Raw genomic sequence first — 24,244 nt, 5'->3', positions numbered from 1 at the left:
CTCCTTTGCGTGAGATTGTGGTGATTTCATTATACCAAAGAAGTTCCTTCTCTTTTTATATGTTCTTCACTTTTGTGCAGTAAAGTTTTCCCACAATTATTTTACACTAACATATTACTATGATCCCCCTTTTTATAAAAGCATATATGTTTCCTCTCAGGAATAGCCGGTAATATAAGGACGGCTGACTTTTTTTTGACAAAATATAAAGATTTCTTTGACGATTCATAGCACATAGCCTGCTGCCATTACCCACATATTCAACAAATATTGTCGTCTATTAAGCCCTTCGCAAAAGTCACTAGAATATAGAAAAATTTCTTGAGACGACAAATATCGTCGTACTCATATGATACTATCTCTGTATAACTACATGAAAGAAAGATGTGAGTATATGGAAAAAGCCCATCGCGTATTGCTGTTATTTTACCGCTTGTTAAAAGGCGAGCGGATTCATAAAGCAAATTTTGCCTTTGAGCATCATGTAACGGAGCGTTCCGTCGAACGAGATATCCAGACAATCCGCAACTGTCTGGAAGAACAACACGCCAATATGTCCCTTCTGTTCGACCGGAAGAACGAAAGTTATTATTTATCTATTCCCAAGCACGGATTTCCCTATTCGTCGCAAGTAAAAATACTGCGGCATCTAAAAGAAACGGAACATTCCAAGACAAAAACATGACCATTGCCAGACTGCCGGAATGGATTATAATAAAGGCAAGGAATTTCTTTACCTATGAGGTGGTCCGCATGTATAAAGTACATAATGGCAAAGAAACGCCAAATAAGATCAATCGCATCCTCAGTCTGTATACAAAGCTTAGGGAAGGCCGCTGCATTCATGCCGACGAAGAAGCGAAACGGCATGGAGTAACCGTCCGCAGCATCCAGCGTGACATCAAGGATTTGCAGGAATATTTGCAATATCAGCAGGAAGAGGATACGTTGCTGAGCTATGTCATATTCTACGACAGACGACAAAAAGGCTATATGATGAAAACGGCAGATGTATCTACATTTTCCAACAGCGAAATTCTGGCAATCTGCAAGATTCTCCTGGACAGCCGAGCCTTTACCAAAAAAGAAATGACGGCTATGCTGGATAAATTAGTAACAAATTGCGTAACTGCCAAAAATCGGGACGTCATTCGCGAACTCATAAAAAACGAAGCCTTCCATTACATCGAACCGCATCATAAAAAAGTTTTCATCGATAAGCTTTGGACTATAGGGCAGGCTATCCGTAGCCATCATTATATCGAAATTGCCTATACGCGCTCAAAAGACAAAAAGCTGGTCGCACGTAAATTAAAACCGGCAGCCATTATGTTTTCCGAATACTATTTCTATTTGACTGCCTTTATTGAGGACAAGGACGTGCAGCAGCATTTCGACGTCATCAACGACGCCTTCCCAACAATATACCGCGTAGACCGCATTGCCGCCTTAAAAGTCCTGCCTGATACGTTCCGCGTGCTGTACGCCGACCGGTTTCAAGAAGGAGAATTTCGCAAACGGGTACAATTCATGTACGGCGGCCGGCTGCAGCGCATTCGGTTTACTTATTCAGGGCCAGATGTCGAAGCTATCTTAGATCGCCTGCCCACGGCTGTCATCGAAAAAGAAACTGAAAACATGTATACTATTTCAGCCGAAGTATTTGGCGAAGGCATTACTATGTGGCTGCGAAGCCAAGGCAAAAATATTCACGTATTACCGTAATGTTTCCCCTTGACATCTACTGATATCTATAGTATACTTACCTAGTCAGCCGACGATGTGGAGTGATACTCAAGAGGCTGAAGAGGACGGTTTGCTAAATCGTTAGAGGTCGCAAGGCCTGCGAGAGTTCGAATCTCTCTCACTCCGCCAAAATACTGAAATGAGCAGTCTTGAAGAAATTCAAGGCTGCTCATTTTTTTGTGCAAAGAAATCCGTCAGGAACGCCATGATACATGCATGGTCTATCCAATTCTATCATCGCATACTACTTCTTTTAGAAAAGCACACAAGAGGACGGCGCCTGCGTCGTCCTCTTGCACATATACTTCGAGAATATTATGCTTGTGTTTCCTTCTGCAGTATGGCTTCTACGGCAGCGGGCTTATGCTCCATCATATGCGTATGGCCCGGCCGGATATCGGCTTTCAGCACGACTTCCGTGCGCAATCCCTGCTCGGCCAAATAAAAGGTGGCTTTTTTGACGACAGCCATGACGTCGTCCCACTCGCCTTCGATTTCCGTAAACATGGAATTCGTACGGCTCGTCAAGCCTGACTCGCGGATAATTTTTACCACCTGCGCCACATATGGCGAATAAGAGTCTCCCGTACCGCAGGGAGCAATGCAAACGGCTACTAACGTATTCATCATATAACCCCTCCTAATGCAACTATAATTCGTCTCCAATTCATGGCAAAGGCATTAAAAATCACTTAGTTCCCTGTAAAAGCTGCTCCACAATCGCCGTTTTATGCTCCATCATCTCCGTATGGCCCGGCCGAATGTCTGCTTTCAGGATCACTTCTGTCCGCAATCCTTGTTCCGCTAAATAAAAGGTGGCTTTTTTGACGACAGCCATGACATCATCCCACTCGCCTTCGATTTCCGTGAACATAGAATTCGTCCGATTTTTCAATCCTGATTCTCGAATAATCTGGATGACCGGCGCGACATAGGGGGCAAATTCGTCGCCGATACCGCAGGGAGCAATGCAAACAGCTGCTAAAACATTCATTACGGTTCCTCCTTATATGAAATAGGATTTTGACTTATGTCCTCAGGCGAGGCCTGATACAGCTCATCCAGAAAAATCTGCTGGAATGAGCCAGTCCCGGCAGCTTTTACCTCGGCCCGCCTGCCGGCAAGATTATACGCCGCCGTCCCAGTAAGCGCCGCTATGAACGGGTCTGCAACAGCCGCATATACGGCGATGACCCCTCCCAAGGAGCATCCCGAACCAGTGACGCATTCCATCATCGGCGAACCGCCATAAGAAACTGCGTCATGGCGGCCGTCAGTAATAAAATCTTCTGCTCCTGACACGGCGACAGCGCCGCCGGTCCATGCAGCCAACGCTTTCGCAGCCACCACGGCCTCGTCCACTGTATCGGTTGAGTCGACGCCTCGGACCTTCGAGGAGGCTCTGCCGCCTACCTGCCATAAGCCAGCCAGCGCAATGATTTCCGACGCGTTGCCGCGAATAACCGACGGTTTATATTCCTTGCACTGAAGCAGCAGATTCGTCCGCAGTTCGCCCAGCCCAACGGCAACAGGGTCCAGGACCCACGGCTTTCCCAGCTTGCACAGGGCGTTCAACGTACGGGGAACCGTTTCCTCATAAATAGGAAGCAAGGTTCCCACATTGATATACATCGAGTCGCCCATCTTCACCAGGCCTTCTCCTTCATCAGGCAGATAGACCATCGCCGCTGAGCCGCCTGCGGCTAACTGGGCGTTGGCTACAAAATTAACCGTCACAAAATTCGTAATAGAGCCGGCCAAGGGCTTTGATTTTCTTGCGTTCTCCGCCGCCAGCCTTATTTGTTCCCGTATATACGCCGTATTCACGAAATCATCGCCTTCTTTCTGCTATTCTTATTATAAGCGCTGTCCGGATTCATCTCAACCTAAAAATACAAAAAACGCATTGACGATGTCTATGCATAGACGTTATCAATGCGCTTTCTTCATCAGCCTTCCTCTATAGACGATACGTAGTCTATATCCAATGATTCGACCGTATCGTTGTCAGCGGCAAAATTAACGGTGCCTTGTATTTTTCTGCCCCTTAAGATCATGGGAATCCACGTCCGATCTCCTTTCCACATCTCGTCGTAGGGAAGGGTATCTGCTGAAAACCACTGCGGTTCCATTTCCTCCGTTTCTACAATGGTTCCTTCATATTGGCGAACGAAATAGACGTATCCCAAGTGATTTAACTCCGGTTCGGCCGTAAACCGGAAGTCCAGCAAGCCTACTAATTCTAAATCTTCCGCTTTCGTCTGAAGACCCGTTTCTTCCTGCAGCTCACGGACGGCGCACTGGCGAAAGGTCTCGCCCGGCTCGATTTTCCCACCGAAGCCATTCCATTTCGATACGCCGAAGCCGCGTTTTTTTCGTCCCAGCAGGATTCTCCCTCTCTCGTCGACAGGAAAGCACAGCGTCGTATCTCTCATCGTTTTTTATGGAAATAGGCGTGCTCTTTAGCCAATTCCTGCAAAATCGTATCGATAGTCCAGGAAATATTATTCGGCGTTACCATCGCTTTGAGAGGCACGTTTTTCAAACGGCCGCGGCGAATTCCATCCAGCAGCAGATTGACAGCTTTATTGTCAAATCCGCAAAGGATGAGGGCTTCCTTGGTTACAGGTTCCAACGCTTCGTCTTCGCCCAGGTCTTCATGAACCTTGGTTTCACTTGTCTCCGCCTTATTGGCGGCGATTTCGGCAATTTCATCGTCGCTTAACCCCAACAGCTTGCCAACCGTTTCCGTCTTTTCTCCTTCTGCTACAACCTTAATTTGAGATTTCGTCAGCAATCCCAAGAGCTTTAACAGGCTGAGCCGTTCCGGCGTAAAGTTTACAGCCAGCATCATTCTATAGGCCATTGTCTCATCTCCTTGTAAAAAAACCGCTGCGGCACTGTGCCACAGCGGTCTCGTAAGCTATTACACTAATTCGATGATTACCATCGGAGCTGCATCGCCCTGACGAACGCCAGTTTTGATAATACGCGTATAACCGCCTTGACGGTCTTTGTATTTCGGCGCAATTTCATCAAACATTTTCTTAACTACGCTTTCGTCTCTTACGTAAGCCAATACCTGACGGCGAGCGTGTAAGTCGCCGCGTTTAGCCAAGGTAAGCATTTTTTCTGCTACTTTGCGGAGTTCTTTTGCCTTTGCTTCCGTCGTTTCGATGCGTTCATGCTGGAATAAAGAGGTAACAATGCTGCGCAGTAATGCTTTACGTGCAGAGCTGTCACGTCCCAACTTTCTATAAGCCATCGTTCATCCTCCTCGAATTATTCTTCGTTGGATTTCAAATCAAATCCATAATCTTTCAGTTTTTCAATAATTTCATCTACAGACTTTTTGCCCAAGTTGCGAATCTTAGACAAGTCATCTTCCGTCCGTTCAACCAAATCGCCTAACGTGTAGATATTAGCCCGTTTCAAGCAGTTCGACGCGCGAACGGACAAATCCAATACGTCAATTTTAACTTGGCTGAGCTCCGGTCCGTTATCTTCTTCCGGTTCTTCGCCGTCGGGAGTCGTAAAGGGAGCGGCTGCTTCATTAGCCTTCGGATCAGAAGCGATCTTTTGGAAGTAATCCAAATAGCTGACCATGATAGACGCAGCTTTAGCCACGGCGTTTTCAGCAGCGATGCTACCGTTGGTCGTCACTTCAAGCGTCAACGAATCGTAGTCCATTTCGTTGCCGACCCGGATATTGTTAACCTGGTAGTTCGTCTTTACAATCGGAGAGAAGATCGAATCGATGGGAATTACGCCGATCATATCCGTATCTTTCTTATTTCTTGTAGACGGAACATAGCCCTTGCCCCGTTCGATATGGCACTGCATATAAATGTGCGCATCCGAGTCGAGAGTTGCAATATGAAGATCCGGGTTTAAAACTTCAATGTCTGTGCTTACGTTCAAATCTTCTGCAGTAAATTCGCATTCACCAGTGATATCAACCGTGATATCCAATTCATCGACTTCGTCGCGAGTGAATTTCAGACTAAGCTGTTTTAAGTTCAGGATAATTTCCGAAACGTCTTCCCGAACGCCAGGTATCGTCGAAAATTCATGCAATACTCCATCGATTTTAATGGAGGTAATTGCTACGCCGTCCAGCGAAGACAAGAGGACGCGCCGTAAGCTATTGCCCAACGTGATTCCGTACCCTCTGTCGAGAGGTTCGCATACGAATTTTCCATAAGTGCCGTCGTCGCTTCTATCAACGGTCTTAACTTTAAATTTGTTATCATCGATCATCAGGAAAATCCTCCCATTCCAGAATCAAAACAACTTGGTTGAATATCTCTTATACACGTCTGCGTTTCGGCGGACGGCAGCCATTATGCGGGATAGGAGTTACGTCTTTAATGGAATTTACTTCCAGGCCTGCTGCCTGCAATGCGCGGATAGCGGCTTCACGACCGGAGCCGGGACCTTTTACATATACTTCAACCTGACGAAGGCCGTATTCCATAGCGGCTTTAGCAGCCTGTTCAGCAGCCATCTGAGCGGCGAACGGAGTGCTCTTACGGGAACCGCGGAAGCCGAGGCCGCCGGCGCTTGCCCAGGACAAAGCGTTGCCCTTCGTATCGCTGATAGTAACAATCGTATTATTAAAGGTAGAACGAATATGTGCTGCACCCGATTCTACATGTTTCTTTTCTTTTCTCTTATTGCTTCTTGCGTTATTCTTAGCCAAAATCGTTTCCCTCCTTACTTAGAAAATCTTATTTCTTCTTACCTGCTACTGCTTTTCTCGGACCTTTACGCGTACGTGCGTTTGTCTTCGTGCGCTGACCGCGAACGGGAAGACCTGCGCGATGACGTTTGCCCCGGTAAGAGTTAACTTCAATCAGACGTTTAATGTTGAGCGCTGTATCACGGCGAAGGTCGCCTTCTACTTTATAATCAGAACCGATTACTTCACGGATTTTCTGAACTTCATCTTCCGTCAAGTCGCGAACGCGCGTGTCCGGATTAACGCCTGTTTTTTTCAAGATTTCCTGGGACGAAGAAAGACCGATCCCCAAAATATAAGTTAAACCAATTTCAACTCGTTTGTCACGTGGTAAATCCACACCGGCTATACGTGCCATCTAATCATCCACCTCCTGTCGATTAACCCTGTTTCTGTTTATGTTTCGGATTTTCGCAAATGACCATAACGCGGCCTTTGCGTTTAATGATTTTGCATTTTTCGCAAATTTTCTTTACTGACGGTTTTACCTTCATAGTTAACCTCCTGCGTAAACAATCTTACTTGAAGCGATACGTAATACGACCGCGATTCAGATCATACGGTGTCAATTCCATCGTAACTCTGTCGCCGGGAAGAATACGAATAAAATTCATACGCATTTTTCCGGAAACGTGAGCCAGTACGATGTGTTCGTTTTCCAACTTAACTTTAAACATAGCGTTTGGCAGTGCTTCTACGACGACGCCTTCTACTTCAATGACATCTTCCTTAGACATGTGTACCCTCCCTGGTCAATTCCATCTTGGCCCGGTTCAAAACGGACCGTATCCATTCATTGCTGATTCTCAGGGGACCAGCGTTTCCTCTGGATACGCTCGTTCCCACTATCTGGAGATGCCGGCAATTTTTTTTCTTCGGCTTATCCAATTTGTACTTTCGACCGTCAGCAATCCATACATAGGGATAATCCAACTTGCCGACAACGACATACAGGCCCTCTTTATCTCTGCCCGCACAGCTTTTAACGACTGTGCAGACAGGTATCTCTATCCGCTCCATCATTCCGGTAAGGTCAGGATTTCCGGACCGTTTTCAGTAATAGCTACTGTATGTTCAAAATGGGCTGCCGGCTTCTTATCACAGGTAACGACAGTCCAACCGTTTTTCAACTGCCGGACTTTTTCCGTACCCATGTTGATCATCGGCTCAATGGCCAGAACCATACCCGGTTCCAGGAGTTCTCCGTGACCGGCAACGCCATAATTCGGCACTTCCGGTTCTTCATGCATGTCGGTACCGATGCCGTGTCCTACATAATCGCGGACAACGCCGTAACCGAATGATTCGGCATAGGATTGAACGGCATGCCCGATGTCGCCCAGGTGGTTGCCAGCTACTGCCTGCTCAATGCCTTTATAGAGACATTCTTCCGTCACTTTAAGCAACTGAAGAACGGCCGGGTCAACGTGACCGATAGGAATCGTCACCGTCGAGTCTCCATGATAGCCATTTTTGTTTACAACTAAGTCAACACTGATTATATCTCCATCTTTTAGCTTGCGCCGGCCCGGAATACCGTGAACGACTTCTTCGTTTACGCTAGCGCAGATAGTCGCCGGATATCCGTAATAACCTTTACAGCTCGGAAAGGCGCCGCAGCTGCGGATGTATTCTTCGCAACGCTGATCCAGCTCGCCTGTCGTGACGCCCGGCTTCGCCAGCTTTTTCATCAGCTGCAATGCGTTGGCAGTAATGCGACCAGCTTCGCGAATATACTCTATTTCCCGTTTAGACTTTAAAATAATCATAATTATTTACTCTTTTCAAGGCTCTTTACGATATCATCAAAGACTGCATCCATCCCCTGCTTGCCGTCGACTTCGATGTACAAGTTGGAATTTTTGTAGTAATCAATAAGCGGTTTGGTCTGAGCAGCATATACGCTGAGACGTTTTTCAACGGTTTCGACCTTATCGTCGTCGCGCTGATACAATTCTCCGCCGCATTTATCGCAAACGCCTTCTACCTTAGACGGTTTAAAAGAAATATGATATGTCGCGCCACAGGAGCGGCAAATCTGACGGCCTGTCGTCCGCTTAATCAGTTCTTCATCAGGAACGGAAATGTTGACGACTCCGTCGAGCTTAATGCCCAAATCGCTGAGAATCGCGTCGAGGGATACGGCCTGGGACGTCGTGCGCGGGAATCCGTCGAGGATAAACCCTTTCTTGCAGTCGTCTTTTGCCAGGCGTTCTCTTACGATACCGACAGTAACGGCGTCCGGTACGAGCTGACCGTTATCCATATACTTCTTAGCTTCCAAACCAAGGGGAGTCTGTTCTTTAACAGCTGCTCGGAACATATCGCCCGTTGAAATCTGGGGAATACCATATTTTTCAATCAATCGTTCGGCCTGCGTGCCTTTGCCGGCACCCGGAGGCCCCATTAAAAGAATGTACATGTAAACTACCCCCTTATCATTTCATAAAGCCCTGATACTGTCTGTTGAGCAACAACGATTCGGCCTGCTTCATCGTATCGATAGCAACGCCGACTACAATCAGCAGCGCCGTACCGCCGAAATACACACCTTCAATACCCGTAATCCAGCCGATGAAGTTCGGCAGAATGGCGATGAAGGCGAGGAAGAACGAACCTGCCAAGGTAATACGCGTCATAATTCTATCGATATACAAAGCTGTCGGCTGGCCCGGACGAATACCGGGGATAAAGCCGCCGTACTTCTGCATGTTTTCCGTAAGCTGCGGAATATTCAGCGAAATAGCGGTATAAAAATAAGTAAAGAAGATAATCAAAATGGCGTACATAATGGTGTTGGTCACCGTACCCCATGCAAACCATCCGGCAATCATCTGTACCGTTTCATTCTGTACGAACTGTGCAATCGTAATCGGGAACATCAGCACGGACGAGGCAAAGATGATGGGGATAACGCCAGCCTGATTGACTTTCAAAGGAATATGCGTCGAATGGCCGCCGTACATCTTCCGGCCGACAATCCGTTTCGCATACTGCACAACGACGCGCCGTTGTCCCTGCGTCACCTCAATGACTACGACAATCATGAAAAGGGCGATCAAGGCAAACAACAGCACCTGGAAAATATTGATGGAACCTGCCTGAATATATTTGTATACAGTCATGCAGCCATCGGGGAACCGCGCTACGATACCGGCGAAGATAATCAGCGAAATGCCGTTGCCGATGCCGCCTGCTGTAATCTGGTCGCCCAGCCACATGAGGAAACACGTGCCGGCCGTCAGAATCACTGCTACCATAAATACCATGGCCCAGCTGTCGTTTACGAAAGCGTTGTTTACTTTCAGCGCATAGCTCATGGCAAAGGCCTGGATGAAACCTAAGACTACCGTGCCATACCGGGTGACCTTCTGGATTTTTTCACGGCCGTCCTGATTGTCCTTCGCCCACTGCTCAAAGGTCGGAACGACCGACGTGAGGAGCTGCATGATAATGGACGCGTTGATATACGGCGTAATACTCATAGCGAGGATAGAAAACTTACTCAAGGCGCCGCCGGAAAATAAATCCAACAGGCCAAATAAGTTGCCGCTGCTGAAAAGATTTTCAATGACTGAGGCGTCTACTCCCGGAACAGGGATGTGGACACCTAGTCTGAAAATAATGAACATGATCAAGGTGAAAACTGCGCGTTTCCGGAACTCCGGAACGTTCAGCACATTCTGGATGTTCTCTAACACCTTAGATCACCTCTACCTTACCACCAGCTGCTTCAATTTTTTGCTGCGCCGATTTCGTGAAGCCCTGCGCTACAACGGTAAGGGATTTTTCCAATTCGCCGTTGCCGAGGATACGAACACCGTCGCATACGTTTTTAAGAATACCTGCTTCTACCAATGCAACAGGATCTACCGTCGTGCCGTTTTCAAAGCAATTCAGTACAGAAACGTTAACTTCTGCATACTGTTTAGCCCAGATATTTTTGAAACCGCGTTTCGGGAGCAAACGATACAGAGGCATCTGGCCGCCTTCAAAGCCCGGGCGTTTACCGCCGCCGCTACGGGAAAGCTGGCCCTTCATGCCCTTGCCGGCCGTCTTGCCGTTGCCGGAGCCAATACCGCGGCCTACGCGATTGCGTTTTTTCTTGGAACCAGGAACAATACTCATTTCATGAAGTTTCAATTCAGCGCACCTCCTTCTATCTTAGATTTCTTCTACTTTGATTAAGTGTTCTACTTTATGAAGCATCCCTTTGATCTGCGGGGTTACTTCTTTTACTACGCTGGAATTCGTCTTGTGGAGACCCAGGGCAACGACAGTTGCGCGCTGGTCGCCAGGACGGCCTGCGAGACTCTTTACGAGCGTAACTTTTACTTGAGCCATCTTGTGTATCCTCCCTTATTAACCGTAAATTTCTTCTACAGTTTTGCCACGGAGTTCAGCAACTTTGTTGACATCCTTCAAACGGCTCAAGCCTTCGATCGTAGCCTGAACCATGTTGTTCGGGTTGGAAGAACCGATGGATTTTGTAAGGATGTTGCGGACGCCAGCCAATTCCAATACGGCACGTACAGGACCGCCTGCAATAACTCCAGTACCTTCGGCAGCCGGTTTCAGGAATACTTTGCCAGCGCCGAAAACACCTGTAATCGGATGGGGAATGGAACCGTTTTTCAAGGAAACAGTTACCAAATGTTTTTTAGCGTCTTCAACACCTTTGCGGATAGCTTCGGGAACTTCGCCGGCTTTACCTAATCCTGCGCCGACTCTGCCGTTGCCGTCGCCGACAACAACCAACGCACTGAAGGAAAAACGGCGGCCGCCTTTAACTACCTTAGCAACACGGTTGATGAATACGACATTTTCTTGTAATTCGAGACCTGCATGGTCAACTTTTGCCATGTGTTATTTCCTCCTTGATTAGAATTTCAAGCCAGCTTCACGAGCGGCTTCAGCAAGAGCGGCAACACGGCCATGATAGATATAACCGCCGCGGTCGAATACGACCGTCGTGATACCTTTTTCAAGAGCACGTTTTGCAACTAATGCGCCAACTAATTTTGCGCCTTCAGCATTGCCACCGCTGACGTTCTGAGCTTTAATTTCCTGATCCAACGAGCTGGCGGAAACCAAGGTAACGCCCTTCGTATCGTCGATGACCTGAGCATAAATATTGGAAAGGCTGCGGAAAACATTCAGACGAGGACGTTCAGCCGTACCGTTGATGTGTTTGCGCAAGCGCCAATGACGTTTCAAGCGAATTGCATTCTTACTGGATTTCAAGGAATTCACTCCTTTCTATGATAAGCTTACGTTAATTATTTCTTCGAACCAGCTTTGCCGGCTTTACGACGTACATGTTCGCCAGCATAGCGAATACCTTTTCCTTTGTACGGTTCAGGCAGGCGATAGCCGCGGATTTTAGCAGCGAATTCGCCGACAGTTTCATTATTAGCGCCGGATACGACGATCGTCGTTGCCGTCGGGCATTCGACCGTAACGCCTTCCGGAGCGTCTAATTCGAGGGGATGGGAGAAGCCGAGAGTCAAGGCCAGTTTCTTGCCTTTCATCTGTGCTCTGTAACCAACGCCGACGATTTCCAATTCTTTCTTAAAGCCTGTCGTAACGCCTGTTACCATGTTGGCAACGAGAGCGCGGGTCAAGCCGTGCAGGGCACGATGTTCTTTTTCGTCAGACGGACGTTCTACAGTAATGACGTTGTCAGCAACTGTAATTTTCATATCCGGGTGAAGCGTACGAGTGAGTTCGCCTTTCGGGCCTTTGACGGTAATCACGTGGCCATCGAGGTTGACATTTACGCCTGCCGGGATATCAATAGGCATTCTACCTACTCGGGACATATTGACACCTCCAAATATTACCAGACGTAAGCGATAACTTCGCCGCCCAAGCCGAGTTTACGAGCTTTTTTGTCGCTCATAACGCCCTGGGACGTAGAAATAACAGCGATTCCCAAACCGCCGAGAACGCGGGGCAGTTCTTCTTTGCCGGCGTATACGCGCAGGCCCGGTTTAGAAATTCTCTTGATGCCGGTAATTACTTTTTCTCTATTGGAACCATATTTTAACGTAACTTTCAGCGTTTTGCCTTCGTTTACGGATTCATAATTCTTAACAAAGCCTTCTTCTTTCAAGATTTCGAGGACAGCGGCCTTCATCTTGGAAGCGGGCATTTCTACTTTTTCATGATAAGCCGAATTGGCATTACGGATTCTGGTGAGCATATCCGCAATCGGATCGGTCATTGCCATTGTCTAAAAACCTCCCTTCGTGAAATACATTACCAGCTGGCTTTTTTAACGCCAGGAATCTGTCCTTTGTAAGCCAGTTCACGGAATGTAATGCGGCAGATGCCGAACTTACGCATATAACCGTGAGGACGGCCGGTTACTTTGCAACGGTTGTGCAGGCGTACCGGGGACGAGTTGGCCGGCAGCTTAGAAAGCGCTTCATAGTCGCCCTTAGCTTTCAGTTCAGCACGGAGCTTTGCATAGCGGGCAACCATTTTTTCACGTTTCTTTTCACGTTCAAGCATAGATTTCTTTGCCATGTATGTTATCCTCCTTAATTACTTTTCAAACGGCATACCCATCATCGTCAGCATATCGCGGCCTTCTTCGTCCGTCGTAGCTGTGGTGACGATGGTGATGTCCATACCGCGGGCTTTATCGACCTTATCATATTCGATTTCCGGGAATATGAGCTGTTCCTTTAAGCCCAAGGTGTAGTTGCCACGGCCGTCAAATCCCTTTGCGCTTACGCCATGGAAGTCGCGGACACGAGGCAGAGCCAAATTCATCAATTTATCGAGGAATTCATACATCCGTTCGCCGCGGAGCGTTACTTTGCAGCCCAGGTTCATGCCTTCGCGGATTTTAAAGGCCGCGATGGATTTCTTGGCTTTCGTAATGATCGGCTTCTGACCGGAAATGATCGTCATATCGTTTACAGCAGCGTCCAAAGCTTTGGAGTTGGTAACAGCTTCGCCAACAGCCATGTTGATGACAACTTTTGTAACCTTCGGAATCTGCATTACATTTTTATAATTGTATTTTTCCTGCAAGCCTTTGGTGACTTCGGAAAGATATTTATCTTTTAATCTGGACACTTCTCAAGGGCCTCCCTTCTCAATTAGATGTTCTTGCCGCTCTTAACGGCAACGCGTACTTTCGTACCGTCGGCCTGCTGAACCGTTCTGACGCGGGTCGGCTTGCCGCTTTCAGGATCTACGAGCATAACGTTGGAAACGTGGATAGCTGCTTCCTTCGTGATAATGCCGCCTTGAGGATTGTTCTGACTCGGTTTCGTATGGCGCTTAACCAGATTAAGGCCTTCTACTACAACGCGGTCCTTTTTCGGATATGCTGCAATGATTTTGCCTTTTTTGCCTTTTTCTTTGCCGGCGATGACGATAACCGTATCGCCTGTCTTAACGTGCATTTTTCCCATCGAGAACACCTCCTCCGATTATAATACTTCCGGAGCCAGGGAGATGATCTTCATGAAATCTTTTTCACGCAGTTCTCTGGCAACCGGCCCAAAAATACGAGTGCCTTTAGGGCTTTTATCATTATTGATTACGACAGCTGCATTTTCGTCAAAACGGATGTACGAACCGTCTACGCGGCGCAATCCCTTTTTAGAACGAACGATAACAGCCTTTACTACGTCGCCTTTCTTGACAACGCCACCGGGTGATGCATCTTTAACAGACGCTGTAATGATATCGCCAATGTTGCCATATTTACGATATGAGCCACCCATGACCTGGATGCACAAAAGTTTTTTGGCACCGGTGTTATCGGCAACATTCAACATAGTTTCTTGCTGAATCATGGCTTAACCTCCTAGTTAATTCAAGCTTATTTAGCTGCTTCTACGATCGTCACAACTCTCCAGTGTTTCTGCTTGGACAGCGGACGGGTTTCTTCGATGCGTACGATATCGCCGATATGGCATTCGTTGTTTTCATCATGCGCTTTGAATTTTACAGTCGAAATAATCGGTTTTTTGTACAGCTTATGCTGCGTTTTATATTCTACAGCAACAACAACGGTTTTGTCCATTTTATCGCTGACAACTTTACCTACGCGGATTTTCCGTTCGTTTCTTTCCATCTGTGCTTGTAACCTCCTTTTAGATTCCAATCGAGTACGTTATCTTACGCCTGCGCTTTCAATTCTGCTTCACGCTGTACCGTTTTGATGCGGGCGATAGTCTTTTTAACTTCGCGGATACGCATTGGATTTTCTAATTGGCCGGTCGCATGTTGAAAACGGAGGTTAAACAATTCTTCTTTAAGGCTAACCACCTTTTCGTCCATTTCGGCAGCGCTCAGAGCACGGATTTCTTTAACCTTCATTTTATTCACCACCTAATTCCTGACCTCTAACAACAAACTTCGTTTTAATCGGCAGTTTATGGCTTGCAAGACGCATAGCTTCGCGAGCTACTTCTTCGCTTACACCGCCCATTTCAAAAAGTACGCGGCCCGGTTTAGCAACGGCTACCCAGTATTCGGGAGCGCCTTTACCGGAACCCATACGAGTGCCAGCCGGTTTAGCCGTAATCGGCTTATCCGGGAAAATTTTAATCCAAACTTTACCGCCACGTTTGATATAACGAGTCATAGCAATACGGGCAGCTTCGATCTGACGGTTTGTAATCCAAGACGGTTCTGCTGCTACCAAACCGAAATCGCCGTGAGCGACTTTATTGCCGCGCTGAGCCTGACCTTTCATGCGGCCGCGGAACTGTTTACGATATTTAACACGTTTTGGAATTAACATTATGCTTCACTCCCTTCGTGTTTTTTCTGCGGAGCTTTTTTAGCTTCCGGCAGGATTTCACCTTTGTAAATCCAGCATTTTACGCCGATGCAGCCGTATGTCGTATGAGCTTCGGCAAAGCCGTAGTCGATATCGGCGCGGAGCGTATGCAGAGGAATGGAGCCGTCGCGAACGCTTTCGCTGCGAGCGATTTCAGCGCCGCCTAAACGGCCGGAGCACATAATTTTAACGCCTTTAGCGCCCATGCGCATCGTACGGCCTACGCACTGTTTCATAGCGCGGCGGAAGCCGATACGGCGTTCGAGCTGGCTGGCTACGTTTTCAGCAACGAGGGTTGCGTCCATTTCAGCCTGTTTGATTTCGGCGATGTTAACGTCGACAGTTTTCGTCGTGAAAGCTTTCAGCGCTTTCTTAATATCTTCAATGCCTGCGCCGCCGCGGCCGATAACCATGCCCGGTTTAGCAGTATGGATAATCAATTTGATACGTTTTGCAGAACGTTCGATTTCAATACGAGAAACGCCTGCGATGAACAACTGTTTCTTTAAGAATTCACGGATTTTTACGTCTTCATTCAGAAGTGTTGCATAATCCTTTTCAGCATACCATTTCGCATCCCAGGGTTTTACAACGCCAACACGAAATCCATGGGCATTAACTTTTTGACCCACTACGTTTCCCTCCTTATGCTCTTTCTTTTACGACAACAGTCAAATGACTGGAATGTTTCAAAATCTTGAAAGCCTGTCCACGGCTGCGCGGATGAATACGTTTCATCGTGGAGTCCTGGTCGACAAAAATTTCCGAAACATACAATTTATCTACATTCATGTCGTTGTTGTGTTCCGCGTTCGCTACGGCGGAGCGCAGTGCTTTTTCAACTACGCGGGAACCGACTTTCGGCGTAAATTTCAAGATAGAGAAAGCTTCGCCTACATTTTTGCCCCGAACCAAATCAGCTACGATTCGAATTTTACGGGGGGCAATGCGGATATGTCTAGCAATTGCTCTTGCTTCCATTGATGTTACCTCCCTTATTTCGTTGCTTTTTCAGATTTAGCGTGGCCTTTGAACGTACGAGTCGGCGCAAATTCGCCCAACTTATGACCTACCATGTCTTCTGTAACATATACAGGAACGTGTTTCCGGCCGTCGTGAACAGCAATCGTATGACCTACGAAGCTAGGCAAAATCGTGGATGCACGAGACCAGGTTTTTACTACTTTCTTTTCATTAGCTTCATTCATAGCGTCGATTTTCTTCAGCAGGTGGAATGCTACGAATGGGCCCTTTTTAACGGATCTGGACACTTAATTATCTCCTTTCCACAATCTTATTTACGTCTCTTCACAATAAATTTATTGGAAGCTTTTTTAGATTCACGAGTCTTAACGCCATAAGCAGGTTTACCCCAAGGAGTAACCGGACGTTTACGGCCGACAGGAGACTTGCCTTCGCCGCCGCCATGCGGATGGTCGCACGGGTTCATAACGACGCCGCGGTTGCCCGGACGGATGCCCTTCCAGCGGGAACGGCCGGCTTTACCAACGGTAATGTTTTCATGGTCCGTATTGCTGACTACGCCTACCGTAGCGCGGCATTTGATATGGACCTGACGAAGTTCGCCCGAAGGAAGACGGAGCAGCGCATAATTGCCTTCTTTAGCCATGAGCTGTGCCGATTCACCGGCGGAGCGAACCATCTGGCCGCCTTTGCCGATTTTCAATTCAACGTTGTGTACCAACGTACCGAGAGGAATATTAGCCAAGGGCAATGCGTTGCCGATCTTGATATCCGATTCGGGGCCGCTGTAAACAACGTCGCCTACTTTAAGGCCGTTCGGAGCGATGATATAGCGTTTTTCGCCGTCTGCATAGAACAGCAGGGCGATATTAGCAGAGCGGTTCGGATCGTATTCGATCGTCGCTACTTTTGCAGGAATGTTATCTTTAATACGTTTGAAGTCGATCAAACGATAACGGCGTTTGTGACCGCCACCCTGATGACGGACTGTCATTCTGCCGCTGTTATTACGACCGCCCTTGCTGCTTACTTTAGCCAGCAAGGATTTTTCCGGTTTGGACGTCGTGATGTCTTCGAAAGTCGAAACAGTCATGAAACGACGGCCGGCGGAATACGGTTTAAATGATTTAATGGCCATTGTAGTGCCTCCTCCTTTATTTCGTTATCCCTTAAGCTCCTTCAAAGAATTCGATTGTTTCGCCTTCCTGAAGTGTTACGATGGCTTTCTTGTAATCCGGGCGTTTGCCGATATATTTGCCCATGCGTTTGAATTTACCCATCATACGAATCGTGTTGACGCTCTTTACTTTTACGCCGAACACAGCTTCAACAGCTTTACGGATTTCGATTTTATTGGCATGGAGCGGTACTCTGAAAGTATATTTGCCATCAGACATCATCATCGTTGTCTTTTCAGTAATAACCGGTTTTAACAAGATATCATGCATCATCATTACGCGAGCACCTCCTCAATCTTGGCTACAGCGCTCTTTGTGACAAACAATTTTGTGTGGTGGAGCAAATCAAAGATGTTCACGCCTTCGGTGGAAACAGCTTTGACGCCAGTGATGTTACGGGCGCAGCGCGCGACGATTTCGTCATTATCCGTAATGAAGAGAACTTTTTCACCGGCAAACTTGAAGTTGTTGATGATGTTGACGATTTCTTTCGTCTTCGGAGCTGCCAAGGTGATTTCGTCCAATACGAACAATTCATTCGTATTTACTTTATCGCTCAGAGCAGATTTAACAGCCAGACGTCTTGCCTTGCGAGGCATTTTCTGAGCGTAAGAACGCGGATGGGGACCCCAAATGGTGCCGCCGCCAACCCACAACGGGCTGCGGGTGCTGCCTACACGGGCCCGGCCGGTTCCTTTTTGTTTCCAAGGTTTCTTGCCGCCGCCACGAACCAAACCTCTGGTTTTCGTGGAGTGCGTGCCTAAACGTTCGTTAGCGAGCTGACGAAGAACGGCCTGTCTCATGACAGCTTCGTTTACTTCAACGCCAAATACGCTATCGTTTAATTCGATTTCACCGGTCTGTGCGCCGGCAATATTATACGTGCTTACTTTTGGCATTATTATTTATCCTCCTTCCTGTGTGACAACAATTAGCGGGGTTTTACAGTATCACGGATCATGACAAGGCTGCCTTTAGCACCCGGAATACCGCCTTTGATCAAGATAAGGTTTTTATCCATGTCGACTTTTACGACGGAGAGATGAAGAACCGTTGCCTGATTACCACCCATTTGTCCAGGAAGTTTTTTACCTTTGATGACTTTACCGCCACCGCCGCTGATCATAGGTCCGAGAGAACCAGGTTCACGGTGAGATTTAGAGCCGTGAGTCATTGGCCCGCGATGGAAGCCGTGACGTTTGATGGTACCTGCAAAACCTTTCCCCTTGCTGGTGCCAATTACGTCGACGAGATCGCCGCTTGCGAATATATCAGCTGCCAGAGTTTGGCCTACCGTGTATTCCGGCGTATCTGTCAAACGGAATTCGCGAAGATACTTAACAGGAGCTACGCCTGCTTTGTCGAATTGACCCTTAACGGGTTTTGTCAGATGTTTTTCTTTGATTTCGCCATAGCCCAGCTGAATGGAGTTGTATCCGTCCGTATCAACGGTTTTTACGCGGACAACGACATTCGGCGAAGCTTCGACGACTGTTACGGGGATGACTGCGCCTTCTTCAGTAAAAATCTGAGTCATACCCAACTTTTTCCCCAAAATAGCTTTAGACATAATCGCACCTCCTCCTATAATTTGATTTCAATGTCTACGCCAGCCGGCAGGTCGAGTCTCATCAAAGCGTCAACAGTTTTATTGGAAGCTTCGAGAATATCGATCAAGCGTTTGTGCGTACGCAGTTCGAACTGTTCACGAGAGTCTTTGTTTACGTGGGGCGAACGCAGAATCGTGAAGATGTTCTTTTCCGTCGGAAGCGGAATCGGGCCAGATACCATAGCACCTGTCCGTTTCGCCGTATCGACGATTTTCGCCGCGCTCTGATCCAACGTCTTGTGGTCATAAGCTTTGAGGCGAATTCTGATTCTTTCCTGTTTTGCCATTACTTAATTCCTCCTAACGTCCATTTCTTAGAATAGACTGCTCCATAGGAGTTTCCCCGCAGGGCGGGCAACATCCTATATCATAGTTTTTTTTACGCACAGTCAGGGCATCCCCTGTTGTCGCGTACTTAGATAGTTTACTACAAAAAGAGCGGGCATGCAAGGATTTTTCTACGTTTTTCCGTACTTTTTCCAGGGAGCCGAATCAATTTTGCATGGAATTTATTCTGTAAAATCATGGTAAAGAAAAGAGCTGCAAGCCAATGCTTGCAGCTCTTTCTATGTCTTAATCTGCTCGTAATCTTACAGCGAATTACGCTTCGATTTCGGATACGACGCCAGCGCCTACCGTACGGCCGCCTTCGCGGATAGCGAAGCGGAGGCCCGGTTCAATAGCGATCGGCGTAATGAGTTCTACGTCCATCTTTACGTTATCGCCAGGCATGCACATTTCCGTGCCTTCCGGCAATTTGATGACGCCCGTTACGTCCGTCGTGCGGAAGTAGAACTGCGGACGGTAGCCGTTGAAGAACGGCGTATGACGGCCGCCTTCATCCTTCGTCAATACGTATACCTGTGCTTTGAACGTCGTGTGCGGATGAATCGTTCCCGGTTTTGCCAATACCTGGCCGCGTTCGATTTCCTTACGGTCGATGCCGCGGAGCAGTGCGCCGATGTTGTCGCCGGCTTCTGCCAAATCGAGGAGCTTACGGAACATTTCTACGCCCGTTACGACGGTCTGTTTCGGTTCGTCGGACAAGCCTACGATTTCGACTGCGTCGCCTACTTTAACCGTACCGCGTTCTACACGGCCCGTTGCTACGGTGCCGCGGCCCGTAATCGTGAATACGTCTTCGACAGGCATCAGGAACGGTTTGTCCGTCGGACGGTCCGGCGTCGGGATGTATTCGTCAACAGCGTCCATCAGTTTGAGGATAGACTGTTTTGCTTCTTCGTCGCCTTCGAGGGCTTTCAATGCGGAGCCTACGACGATAGGTACTTCGTCGCCGGGGAAATCGTAGGAGCTCAGGAGGTCGCGGACTTCCATTTCTACGAGTTCGATCAGTTCGGGGTCGTCAACCTGGTCGGCTTTGTTGAGGTATACGACGATAGCCGGTACGCCTACCTGGCGGGCCAACAGGATGTGTTCGCGAGTCTGAGGCATCGGGCCGTCAGCTGCGCTTACGACAAGGATTGCGCCGTCCATCTGAGCAGCGCCGGTGATCATGTTCTTAACATAGTCGGCGTGGCCCGGGCAGTCAACGTGAGCATAGTGACGGTTGTCCGTTTCATATTCAACGTGAGCCGTGTTGATCGTAATGCCGCGTTCGCGTTCTTCCGGAGCCTTATCGATATCAGCATAGTCTTCGAATTTAGCATAGCCTTTTTCGGACAATACTTTCGTAATAGCAGCCGTCAACGTCGTTTTGCCATGGTCAACGTGACCAATCGTGCCGATGTTAACATGGGGTTTGGTTCTTTCGTAATGTTCTTTTGCCATTTTGCAGTTCCTCCAATGTAATTAAAATATTAGCCTTTGTCATTAATGACTTTTTCAGCTACGTTCTTAGGAACTTCTTCGTAGTGATCGAAAGTCATCGTATAAACGCCACGTCCCTGCGTCTTAGAACGCAAATCCGTTGCATAGCCAAACATTTCAGCCAAGGGTACGAAACCGTTGATATGTTCAGCGCCGCCGCGCATTTCCATGCCGTCAACGCGGCCGCGACGAGAGTTCAAGTCGCCGATGACATCGCCCATGTATTCTTCAGGGACGACGACTTCGACTTTAACATACGGTTCGAGAAGAACGGGATCGGCTTTCTTTGCGCCTTCTTTAAAGCCCATGGAGCCGGCAATCTTAAATGCCATTTCCGAAGAGTCGACATCATGATAGGAACCGTCGAATACGATAACCTTGATATCAACCATAGGGAAACCAGCCAAAACGCCCGTTTCCATAGCTTCTTTTACGCCGGCTTCGACAGAGCCGATATATTCTTTCGGAATTGCGCCGCCGACAACTTTGTTTTCAAATTCAAAGCCTGCGCCGGCTTCCTGCGGAATAAGTTCAAGCCAGCAGTCGCCGTACTGACCGCGGCCGCCGGACTGACGAACGAAACGGCCTTCCTGCTTGACGCTCTTGCGAATCGTTTCGCGGTAAGCAACCTGCGGTTTGCCGACGTTGCAGTCTACCTTGAATTCACGAGCCATACGGTCGACGATAATATCCAAGTGGAGTTCGCCCATGCCGGAAATGATCGTCTGACCTGTTTCGGCATCGGTCTTAACCTTGAAGGTCGGATCTTCTTCAGCCAAACGAGCCAATGCAATGCCCATTTTTTCCTGGTCAGCCTTAGTCTTCGGTTCTACGGCAACAGAAATAACCGGTTCAGGGAATTCCATCTTTTCAAGGATGATGGGGTGTTTTTCATCGCACAGCGTATCGCCTGTCGTCGTATCTTTCAAGCCGACGATAGCGCCGATATCGCCGCAGTATGCTTCCTGTACTTCTTCGCGATGGTTTGCGTGCATACGCAGGATACGGCCTACGCGTTCTTTCTTGCCTTTCGTGGAGTTGAACACGTACGTGCCGGACTGAAGCGTACCAGAATAAATACGGAAGAAAGCTAATTTACCGACAAAGGGGTCAGCCATGATCTTAAAGGCCAATGCAGAGAACGGTTCTTTGTCGTCAGCTTTACGGCTGTCGTCTTCACCTGTATCGGGATTTACACCGGCAACAGGCGGAATATCGAGCGGAGACGGCATATAGTCGACAACGGCGTCGAGGAGCATCTGAATACCCTTATTCTTGTAAGCAGAGCCGCAAAGTACGGGGAACATCTTGTTGCTTACAACGGCGTTGCGGATAGCTGCCTTGATTTCGTCGATGGAGATTTCTTCACCGTCGAGGTATTTCATCATGAGCTCATCGTCCGTTTCGCAGACGGCTTCAAGCATGATCTGATGATATTCTTCAGCTTCGTCTTTCATGTCGTCCGGAATATCAACGACTTCAATTTCCTTGCCGAGAGCATCGTCATATACTTCAGCTTTCATCGTAACGAGGTCGATGATGCCGCTGAAGGTCGCTTCAGAGCCAATCGGCAGCTGGATCGCTACGGCGTTAGCCTGGAGGCGGTCCTTCATCATCTGAACGCAGTTCAGGAAATCAGCGCCCGTCGTATCCATCTTATTGATGAAAGCGATACGGGGAACATGGTAGTGTTCAGCCTGACGCCATACCGTTTCAGACTGCGGTTCTACGCCGCCTTTAGCCGAAAATACGGCAACAGAGCCGTCCAAAACGCGAAGAGAACGTTCAACTTCAACTGTAAAGTCAACGTGCCCCGGGGTATCGATGATGTTGATACGATGACCTTTCCAATGAGCCGTCGTTGCAGCGGAAGTGATCGTAATGCCGCGTTCCTGTTCCTGCGCCATCCAGTCCATCGTTGCGGCGCCGTCGTGAACTTCGCCGATTTTATGAACGCGGCCGGTGTAGAAAAGGATACGTTCTGTCGTCGTGGTTTTACCGGCATCGATGTGGGCCATGATACCAATATTTCTCGTTTTTTCCAAGGGAAATTCTCTTGCCACGATTTTTTCCACTCCTCAAATAAAAAACTTAAATAATTACCAGCGATAATGAGCAAAGGCCTTGTTGGCTTCTGCCATCTTGTGGGTATCTTCTTTCTTTTTGATAGCTGCGCCAGTATTGTTGAAAGCGTCCATCAATTCAGCGGCAAGCTTTTCTTTCATCGTACGTTCGCCGCGTTTACGAGCGTAGCCGACAGTCCAGCGGATGCCGAGGGACAGGCGGCGGTCAGCGCGTACTTCAACGGGAACCTGGTAGTTGGCACCGCCTACACGGCGAGCGCGAACTTCCAAAACAGGCATTACATTGTTGAGAGCCTGTTCAAAAACTTCTAAGGGATCTTTATTCATCTTAGAACGGATGATGTCGAATGCGTCGTATACGATAGATTCAGCGACGCCTTTTTTACCGTCCAACATAACTTTGTTGATGAAGCGCGTTACCAATTTAGAATGGTACACCGGATCCGGCAGCACATCGCGCTTCGGCACAGGGCCTTTTCTTGGCATGTCTAATTCCTCCTTTGTAATATGCAGGTTATCGGTTCATCTGATCAGGCAATACGATTATTTACCCTTTTTAGCGCCGTATTTAGAACGGGACTGCTGACGGTTTGCAACGCCAGCCGTATCCAAGGCACCGCGGATGATGTGATAACGTACACCAGGAAGGTCTTTAACACGACCGCCTCTGATTAATACTACACTGTGTTCCTGTAAATTGTGACCAATGCCAGGAATATAAGCTGTTACTTCGATGGAGTTCGTCAAGCGAACACGGGCAACTTTACGCAGAGCAGAGTTAGGTTTTTTCGGCGTAGCCGTGTATACACGAGTGCAGACGCCGCGTTTCTGCGGGCAGTTTTTCAAAGCCGGCGCCGTGGATTTCGTTACAGAATCCTGACGACCCTTACGAACTAATTGGCTGATTGTTGGCATGTGGGCACCTCCTCTCCAAACAATTAGATTTATAATGTAATCATCATCAGAAAAATATCTGACGATGATATTACCAAAGTTACTTCAACACTCCAACGGCCGCTGCCTTGACTTTAATGCGGCAGGCTATGCCGAGCTCTGCCATCGTATTGGAACGGTCGACGGCGATGCCTGCCTCCTCCGCATACGCGAGAAGCGGCGCGACGACCTGTTCGTCACAGTCGTTAGCAACATACAGCTGGGTGACTTCGTTTCGTTTCATTGCTTTAAGCGTTTGCTTTGCCCCTACGGTCTTGCGGACATTGCCCGCCAGTTCCAAGCTCACGAAACATCACTCCTTACATCTTGCAA

42 protein-coding genes and 1 tRNA gene are annotated in these 24,244 nt (G+C 48.1%); 3 read left to right on the top strand and 40 right to left on the bottom strand.

All coding sequences use genetic code 11. From position 1 onward, the window contains the following. Positions 1–394 precede the first annotated feature (394 nt). The 3 genes from OCV58_RS10050 (at position 395) to OCV58_RS10040 (ending at position 1,875) form a co-directional block, all read left to right on the top strand. Entirely contained in the window at positions 395–685 is a 291-nt protein-coding gene (locus tag OCV58_RS10050) for a hypothetical protein (protein ID WP_154877753.1), read from the top strand. Between the two features lie 68 nt (positions 686–753). Then, a complete protein-coding gene (locus tag OCV58_RS10045) occupies positions 754–1,725 on the top strand; it encodes a helix-turn-helix transcriptional regulator (RefSeq protein WP_154877752.1) in 972 nt (323 codons plus the stop codon). Positions 1,726–1,784: 59 nt separating this feature from the next. Then, positions 1,785–1,875, top strand: a tRNA-Ser gene (locus tag OCV58_RS10040). A gap of 186 nt (positions 1,876–2,061) precedes the next feature. Here OCV58_RS10040 and OCV58_RS10035 read toward each other — a convergent pair. The 40 genes from OCV58_RS10035 to OCV58_RS09840 all read right to left on the bottom strand — a co-directional run bounded on the left by OCV58_RS10035 (position 2,062) and on the right by OCV58_RS09840 (position 24,218). Beyond that, entirely contained in the window at positions 2,062–2,376 is a 315-nt protein-coding gene (locus OCV58_RS10035) for an MTH1187 family thiamine-binding protein (RefSeq protein ID WP_267312881.1), read from the bottom strand. Positions 2,377–2,434: 58 nt separating this feature from the next. Beyond that, the gene (locus tag OCV58_RS10030) at positions 2,435–2,740 is read right to left on the bottom strand and encodes an MTH1187 family thiamine-binding protein (protein ID WP_154877751.1); all 306 of its coding nucleotides are present in this window, start codon (positions 2,738–2,740) and stop codon (positions 2,435–2,437) included. Then, complete coding sequence (gene thiM, locus OCV58_RS10025; protein ID WP_154877750.1) at positions 2,740–3,573, bottom strand: hydroxyethylthiazole kinase; 834 nt, start codon at positions 3,571–3,573, stop codon at positions 2,740–2,742. The genes OCV58_RS10030 and thiM overlap by 1 nt, the downstream gene beginning before the upstream one ends. Before the next feature lie 122 nt (positions 3,574–3,695). Then, on the bottom strand, positions 3,696–4,181 hold the full coding sequence (locus OCV58_RS10020) for an 8-oxo-dGTP diphosphatase (protein WP_087478736.1): 486 nt from the start codon (positions 4,179–4,181) through the stop codon (positions 3,696–3,698). After that, positions 4,178–4,612 (bottom strand): DUF3783 domain-containing protein, encoded by a 435-nt coding sequence (locus tag OCV58_RS10015; protein WP_267312880.1) that lies wholly within the window; start codon positions 4,610–4,612, stop codon positions 4,178–4,180. The genes OCV58_RS10020 and OCV58_RS10015 overlap by 4 nt, the downstream gene beginning before the upstream one ends. Before the next feature lie 60 nt (positions 4,613–4,672). Continuing rightward, positions 4,673–5,011 (bottom strand): 50S ribosomal protein L17, encoded by a 339-nt coding sequence (rplQ, locus tag OCV58_RS10010; RefSeq protein WP_087478737.1) that lies wholly within the window; start codon positions 5,009–5,011, stop codon positions 4,673–4,675. Between the two features lie 17 nt (positions 5,012–5,028). Further along, positions 5,029–6,006: a DNA-directed RNA polymerase subunit alpha gene (locus tag OCV58_RS10005; protein ID WP_095629603.1), complete on the bottom strand. Its 978-nt coding sequence runs from the start codon at positions 6,004–6,006 to the stop codon at positions 5,029–5,031. 49 nt (positions 6,007–6,055) lie between these two features. Continuing rightward, positions 6,056–6,448 (bottom strand): 30S ribosomal protein S11, encoded by a 393-nt coding sequence (gene rpsK, locus OCV58_RS10000; RefSeq protein WP_087478739.1) that lies wholly within the window; start codon positions 6,446–6,448, stop codon positions 6,056–6,058. Positions 6,449–6,476: 28 nt separating this feature from the next. Next, positions 6,477–6,845: a 30S ribosomal protein S13 gene (rpsM, locus tag OCV58_RS09995; protein WP_087478740.1), complete on the bottom strand. Its 369-nt coding sequence runs from the start codon at positions 6,843–6,845 to the stop codon at positions 6,477–6,479. A 22-nt stretch (positions 6,846–6,867) separates the two neighbouring features. Further along, a complete protein-coding gene (rpmJ, locus tag OCV58_RS09990) occupies positions 6,868–6,981 on the bottom strand; it encodes a 50S ribosomal protein L36 (RefSeq protein WP_007391661.1) in 114 nt (37 codons plus the stop codon). Between the two features lie 24 nt (positions 6,982–7,005). Further along, positions 7,006–7,224 (bottom strand): translation initiation factor IF-1, encoded by a 219-nt coding sequence (infA, locus tag OCV58_RS09985; RefSeq protein WP_007391714.1) that lies wholly within the window; start codon positions 7,222–7,224, stop codon positions 7,006–7,008. A gap of 282 nt (positions 7,225–7,506) precedes the next feature. Continuing rightward, positions 7,507–8,256 carry a type I methionyl aminopeptidase gene (map, locus tag OCV58_RS09980; RefSeq protein WP_087478741.1) on the bottom strand — a complete coding sequence of 250 codons (750 nt, stop codon included), beginning with the start codon at positions 8,254–8,256 and terminating at the stop codon, positions 7,507–7,509. Positions 8,257–8,258: 2 nt separating this feature from the next. Beyond that, positions 8,259–8,909, bottom strand: a complete 651-nt coding sequence (locus tag OCV58_RS09975; protein WP_087478742.1) for an adenylate kinase — start codon at positions 8,907–8,909, stop codon at positions 8,259–8,261. Positions 8,910–8,925: 16 nt separating this feature from the next. Continuing rightward, on the bottom strand, positions 8,926–10,188 hold the full coding sequence (gene secY / locus OCV58_RS09970; RefSeq protein WP_087478743.1) for a preprotein translocase subunit SecY: 1,263 nt from the start codon (positions 10,186–10,188) through the stop codon (positions 8,926–8,928). A gap of 1 nt (position 10,189) precedes the next feature. Continuing rightward, complete coding sequence (rplO, locus tag OCV58_RS09965) at positions 10,190–10,630, bottom strand: 50S ribosomal protein L15 (RefSeq protein WP_087478744.1); 441 nt, start codon at positions 10,628–10,630, stop codon at positions 10,190–10,192. Between the two features lie 21 nt (positions 10,631–10,651). Further along, the gene (gene rpmD / locus OCV58_RS09960; RefSeq protein ID WP_087478745.1) at positions 10,652–10,831 is read right to left on the bottom strand and encodes a 50S ribosomal protein L30; all 180 of its coding nucleotides are present in this window, start codon (positions 10,829–10,831) and stop codon (positions 10,652–10,654) included. Positions 10,832–10,849: 18 nt separating this feature from the next. Further along, complete coding sequence (gene rpsE / locus OCV58_RS09955) at positions 10,850–11,350, bottom strand: 30S ribosomal protein S5 (protein ID WP_087478746.1); 501 nt, start codon at positions 11,348–11,350, stop codon at positions 10,850–10,852. Positions 11,351–11,368: 18 nt separating this feature from the next. Continuing rightward, positions 11,369–11,731 (bottom strand): 50S ribosomal protein L18, encoded by a 363-nt coding sequence (gene rplR, locus OCV58_RS09950; RefSeq protein WP_087478747.1) that lies wholly within the window; start codon positions 11,729–11,731, stop codon positions 11,369–11,371. A gap of 35 nt (positions 11,732–11,766) precedes the next feature. Continuing rightward, positions 11,767–12,309, bottom strand: a complete 543-nt coding sequence (gene rplF / locus OCV58_RS09945; protein ID WP_087478748.1) for a 50S ribosomal protein L6 — start codon at positions 12,307–12,309, stop codon at positions 11,767–11,769. Positions 12,310–12,326: 17 nt separating this feature from the next. Beyond that, positions 12,327–12,719 carry a 30S ribosomal protein S8 gene (gene rpsH, locus OCV58_RS09940; protein WP_087478749.1) on the bottom strand — a complete coding sequence of 131 codons (393 nt, stop codon included), beginning with the start codon at positions 12,717–12,719 and terminating at the stop codon, positions 12,327–12,329. A 29-nt stretch (positions 12,720–12,748) separates the two neighbouring features. Further along, a complete protein-coding gene (rpsN, locus tag OCV58_RS09935; RefSeq protein WP_087478750.1) occupies positions 12,749–13,018 on the bottom strand; it encodes a 30S ribosomal protein S14 in 270 nt (89 codons plus the stop codon). Between the two features lie 18 nt (positions 13,019–13,036). Next, a complete protein-coding gene (gene rplE, locus OCV58_RS09930; RefSeq protein ID WP_087478751.1) occupies positions 13,037–13,576 on the bottom strand; it encodes a 50S ribosomal protein L5 in 540 nt (179 codons plus the stop codon). A 23-nt stretch (positions 13,577–13,599) separates the two neighbouring features. Continuing rightward, positions 13,600–13,917 carry a 50S ribosomal protein L24 gene (gene rplX, locus OCV58_RS09925; protein ID WP_087478752.1) on the bottom strand — a complete coding sequence of 106 codons (318 nt, stop codon included), beginning with the start codon at positions 13,915–13,917 and terminating at the stop codon, positions 13,600–13,602. Between the two features lie 18 nt (positions 13,918–13,935). Continuing rightward, a complete protein-coding gene (gene rplN, locus OCV58_RS09920; RefSeq protein WP_007391728.1) occupies positions 13,936–14,304 on the bottom strand; it encodes a 50S ribosomal protein L14 in 369 nt (122 codons plus the stop codon). Between the two features lie 26 nt (positions 14,305–14,330). Beyond that, a complete protein-coding gene (rpsQ, locus tag OCV58_RS09915; RefSeq protein WP_087478753.1) occupies positions 14,331–14,585 on the bottom strand; it encodes a 30S ribosomal protein S17 in 255 nt (84 codons plus the stop codon). 44 nt (positions 14,586–14,629) lie between these two features. Beyond that, positions 14,630–14,830, bottom strand: coding sequence for a 50S ribosomal protein L29 (gene rpmC, locus OCV58_RS09910; RefSeq protein ID WP_014015743.1), 201 nt, complete (start codon positions 14,828–14,830; stop codon positions 14,630–14,632). Position 14,831: 1 nt separating this feature from the next. Continuing rightward, the gene (rplP, locus tag OCV58_RS09905) at positions 14,832–15,257 is read right to left on the bottom strand and encodes a 50S ribosomal protein L16 (RefSeq protein ID WP_087478754.1); all 426 of its coding nucleotides are present in this window, start codon (positions 15,255–15,257) and stop codon (positions 14,832–14,834) included. After that, positions 15,257–15,928, bottom strand: coding sequence for a 30S ribosomal protein S3 (rpsC, locus tag OCV58_RS09900; protein WP_087478755.1), 672 nt, complete (start codon positions 15,926–15,928; stop codon positions 15,257–15,259). The genes rplP and rpsC overlap by 1 nt, the downstream gene beginning before the upstream one ends. Positions 15,929–15,941: 13 nt before the next feature. Beyond that, on the bottom strand, positions 15,942–16,277 hold the full coding sequence (gene rplV, locus OCV58_RS09895; protein WP_087478756.1) for a 50S ribosomal protein L22: 336 nt from the start codon (positions 16,275–16,277) through the stop codon (positions 15,942–15,944). A gap of 14 nt (positions 16,278–16,291) precedes the next feature. Next, on the bottom strand, positions 16,292–16,567 hold the full coding sequence (rpsS, locus tag OCV58_RS09890; RefSeq protein WP_087478757.1) for a 30S ribosomal protein S19: 276 nt from the start codon (positions 16,565–16,567) through the stop codon (positions 16,292–16,294). Positions 16,568–16,590: 23 nt separating this feature from the next. Continuing rightward, entirely contained in the window at positions 16,591–17,418 is an 828-nt protein-coding gene (gene rplB, locus OCV58_RS09885) for a 50S ribosomal protein L2 (RefSeq protein ID WP_087478758.1), read from the bottom strand. Positions 17,419–17,449: 31 nt separating this feature from the next. Next, the gene (rplW, locus tag OCV58_RS09880; RefSeq protein WP_087478759.1) at positions 17,450–17,734 is read right to left on the bottom strand and encodes a 50S ribosomal protein L23; all 285 of its coding nucleotides are present in this window, start codon (positions 17,732–17,734) and stop codon (positions 17,450–17,452) included. Then, on the bottom strand, positions 17,734–18,357 hold the full coding sequence (gene rplD, locus OCV58_RS09875) for a 50S ribosomal protein L4 (RefSeq protein ID WP_087478760.1): 624 nt from the start codon (positions 18,355–18,357) through the stop codon (positions 17,734–17,736). Before rplD ends, rplW begins: the two co-directional genes overlap by 1 nt. 32 nt (positions 18,358–18,389) lie before the next feature. Beyond that, the gene (gene rplC / locus OCV58_RS09870; protein WP_087478761.1) at positions 18,390–19,028 is read right to left on the bottom strand and encodes a 50S ribosomal protein L3; all 639 of its coding nucleotides are present in this window, start codon (positions 19,026–19,028) and stop codon (positions 18,390–18,392) included. A gap of 14 nt (positions 19,029–19,042) precedes the next feature. Beyond that, positions 19,043–19,354, bottom strand: coding sequence for a 30S ribosomal protein S10 (rpsJ, locus tag OCV58_RS09865; protein WP_006791160.1), 312 nt, complete (start codon positions 19,352–19,354; stop codon positions 19,043–19,045). Positions 19,355–19,667: 313 nt separating this feature from the next. After that, positions 19,668–20,855, bottom strand: coding sequence for an elongation factor Tu (gene tuf, locus OCV58_RS09860; RefSeq protein WP_115759885.1), 1,188 nt, complete (start codon positions 20,853–20,855; stop codon positions 19,668–19,670). A gap of 29 nt (positions 20,856–20,884) precedes the next feature. Further along, positions 20,885–22,957 (bottom strand): elongation factor G, encoded by a 2,073-nt coding sequence (gene fusA / locus OCV58_RS09855; RefSeq protein WP_087478714.1) that lies wholly within the window; start codon positions 22,955–22,957, stop codon positions 20,885–20,887. Positions 22,958–22,993: 36 nt separating this feature from the next. Beyond that, the gene (gene rpsG, locus OCV58_RS09850; RefSeq protein WP_087478713.1) at positions 22,994–23,464 is read right to left on the bottom strand and encodes a 30S ribosomal protein S7; all 471 of its coding nucleotides are present in this window, start codon (positions 23,462–23,464) and stop codon (positions 22,994–22,996) included. A 57-nt stretch (positions 23,465–23,521) separates the two neighbouring features. Beyond that, positions 23,522–23,893 carry a 30S ribosomal protein S12 gene (gene rpsL, locus OCV58_RS09845; protein ID WP_087478712.1) on the bottom strand — a complete coding sequence of 124 codons (372 nt, stop codon included), beginning with the start codon at positions 23,891–23,893 and terminating at the stop codon, positions 23,522–23,524. Positions 23,894–23,972: 79 nt separating this feature from the next. Beyond that, a complete protein-coding gene (locus OCV58_RS09840; protein WP_087478711.1) occupies positions 23,973–24,218 on the bottom strand; it encodes a ribosomal L7Ae/L30e/S12e/Gadd45 family protein in 246 nt (81 codons plus the stop codon). Positions 24,219–24,244 lie beyond the last annotated feature (26 nt).

The organism is Megasphaera stantonii (genome assembly GCF_025567065.1).
Taxonomy (GTDB): Bacteria; Bacillota; Negativicutes; order Veillonellales; family Megasphaeraceae; genus Megasphaera; species Megasphaera stantonii.
Note: the sequence above shows the minus strand (reverse complement) of the source record. Positions and strands in the feature narration are given on the sequence as shown.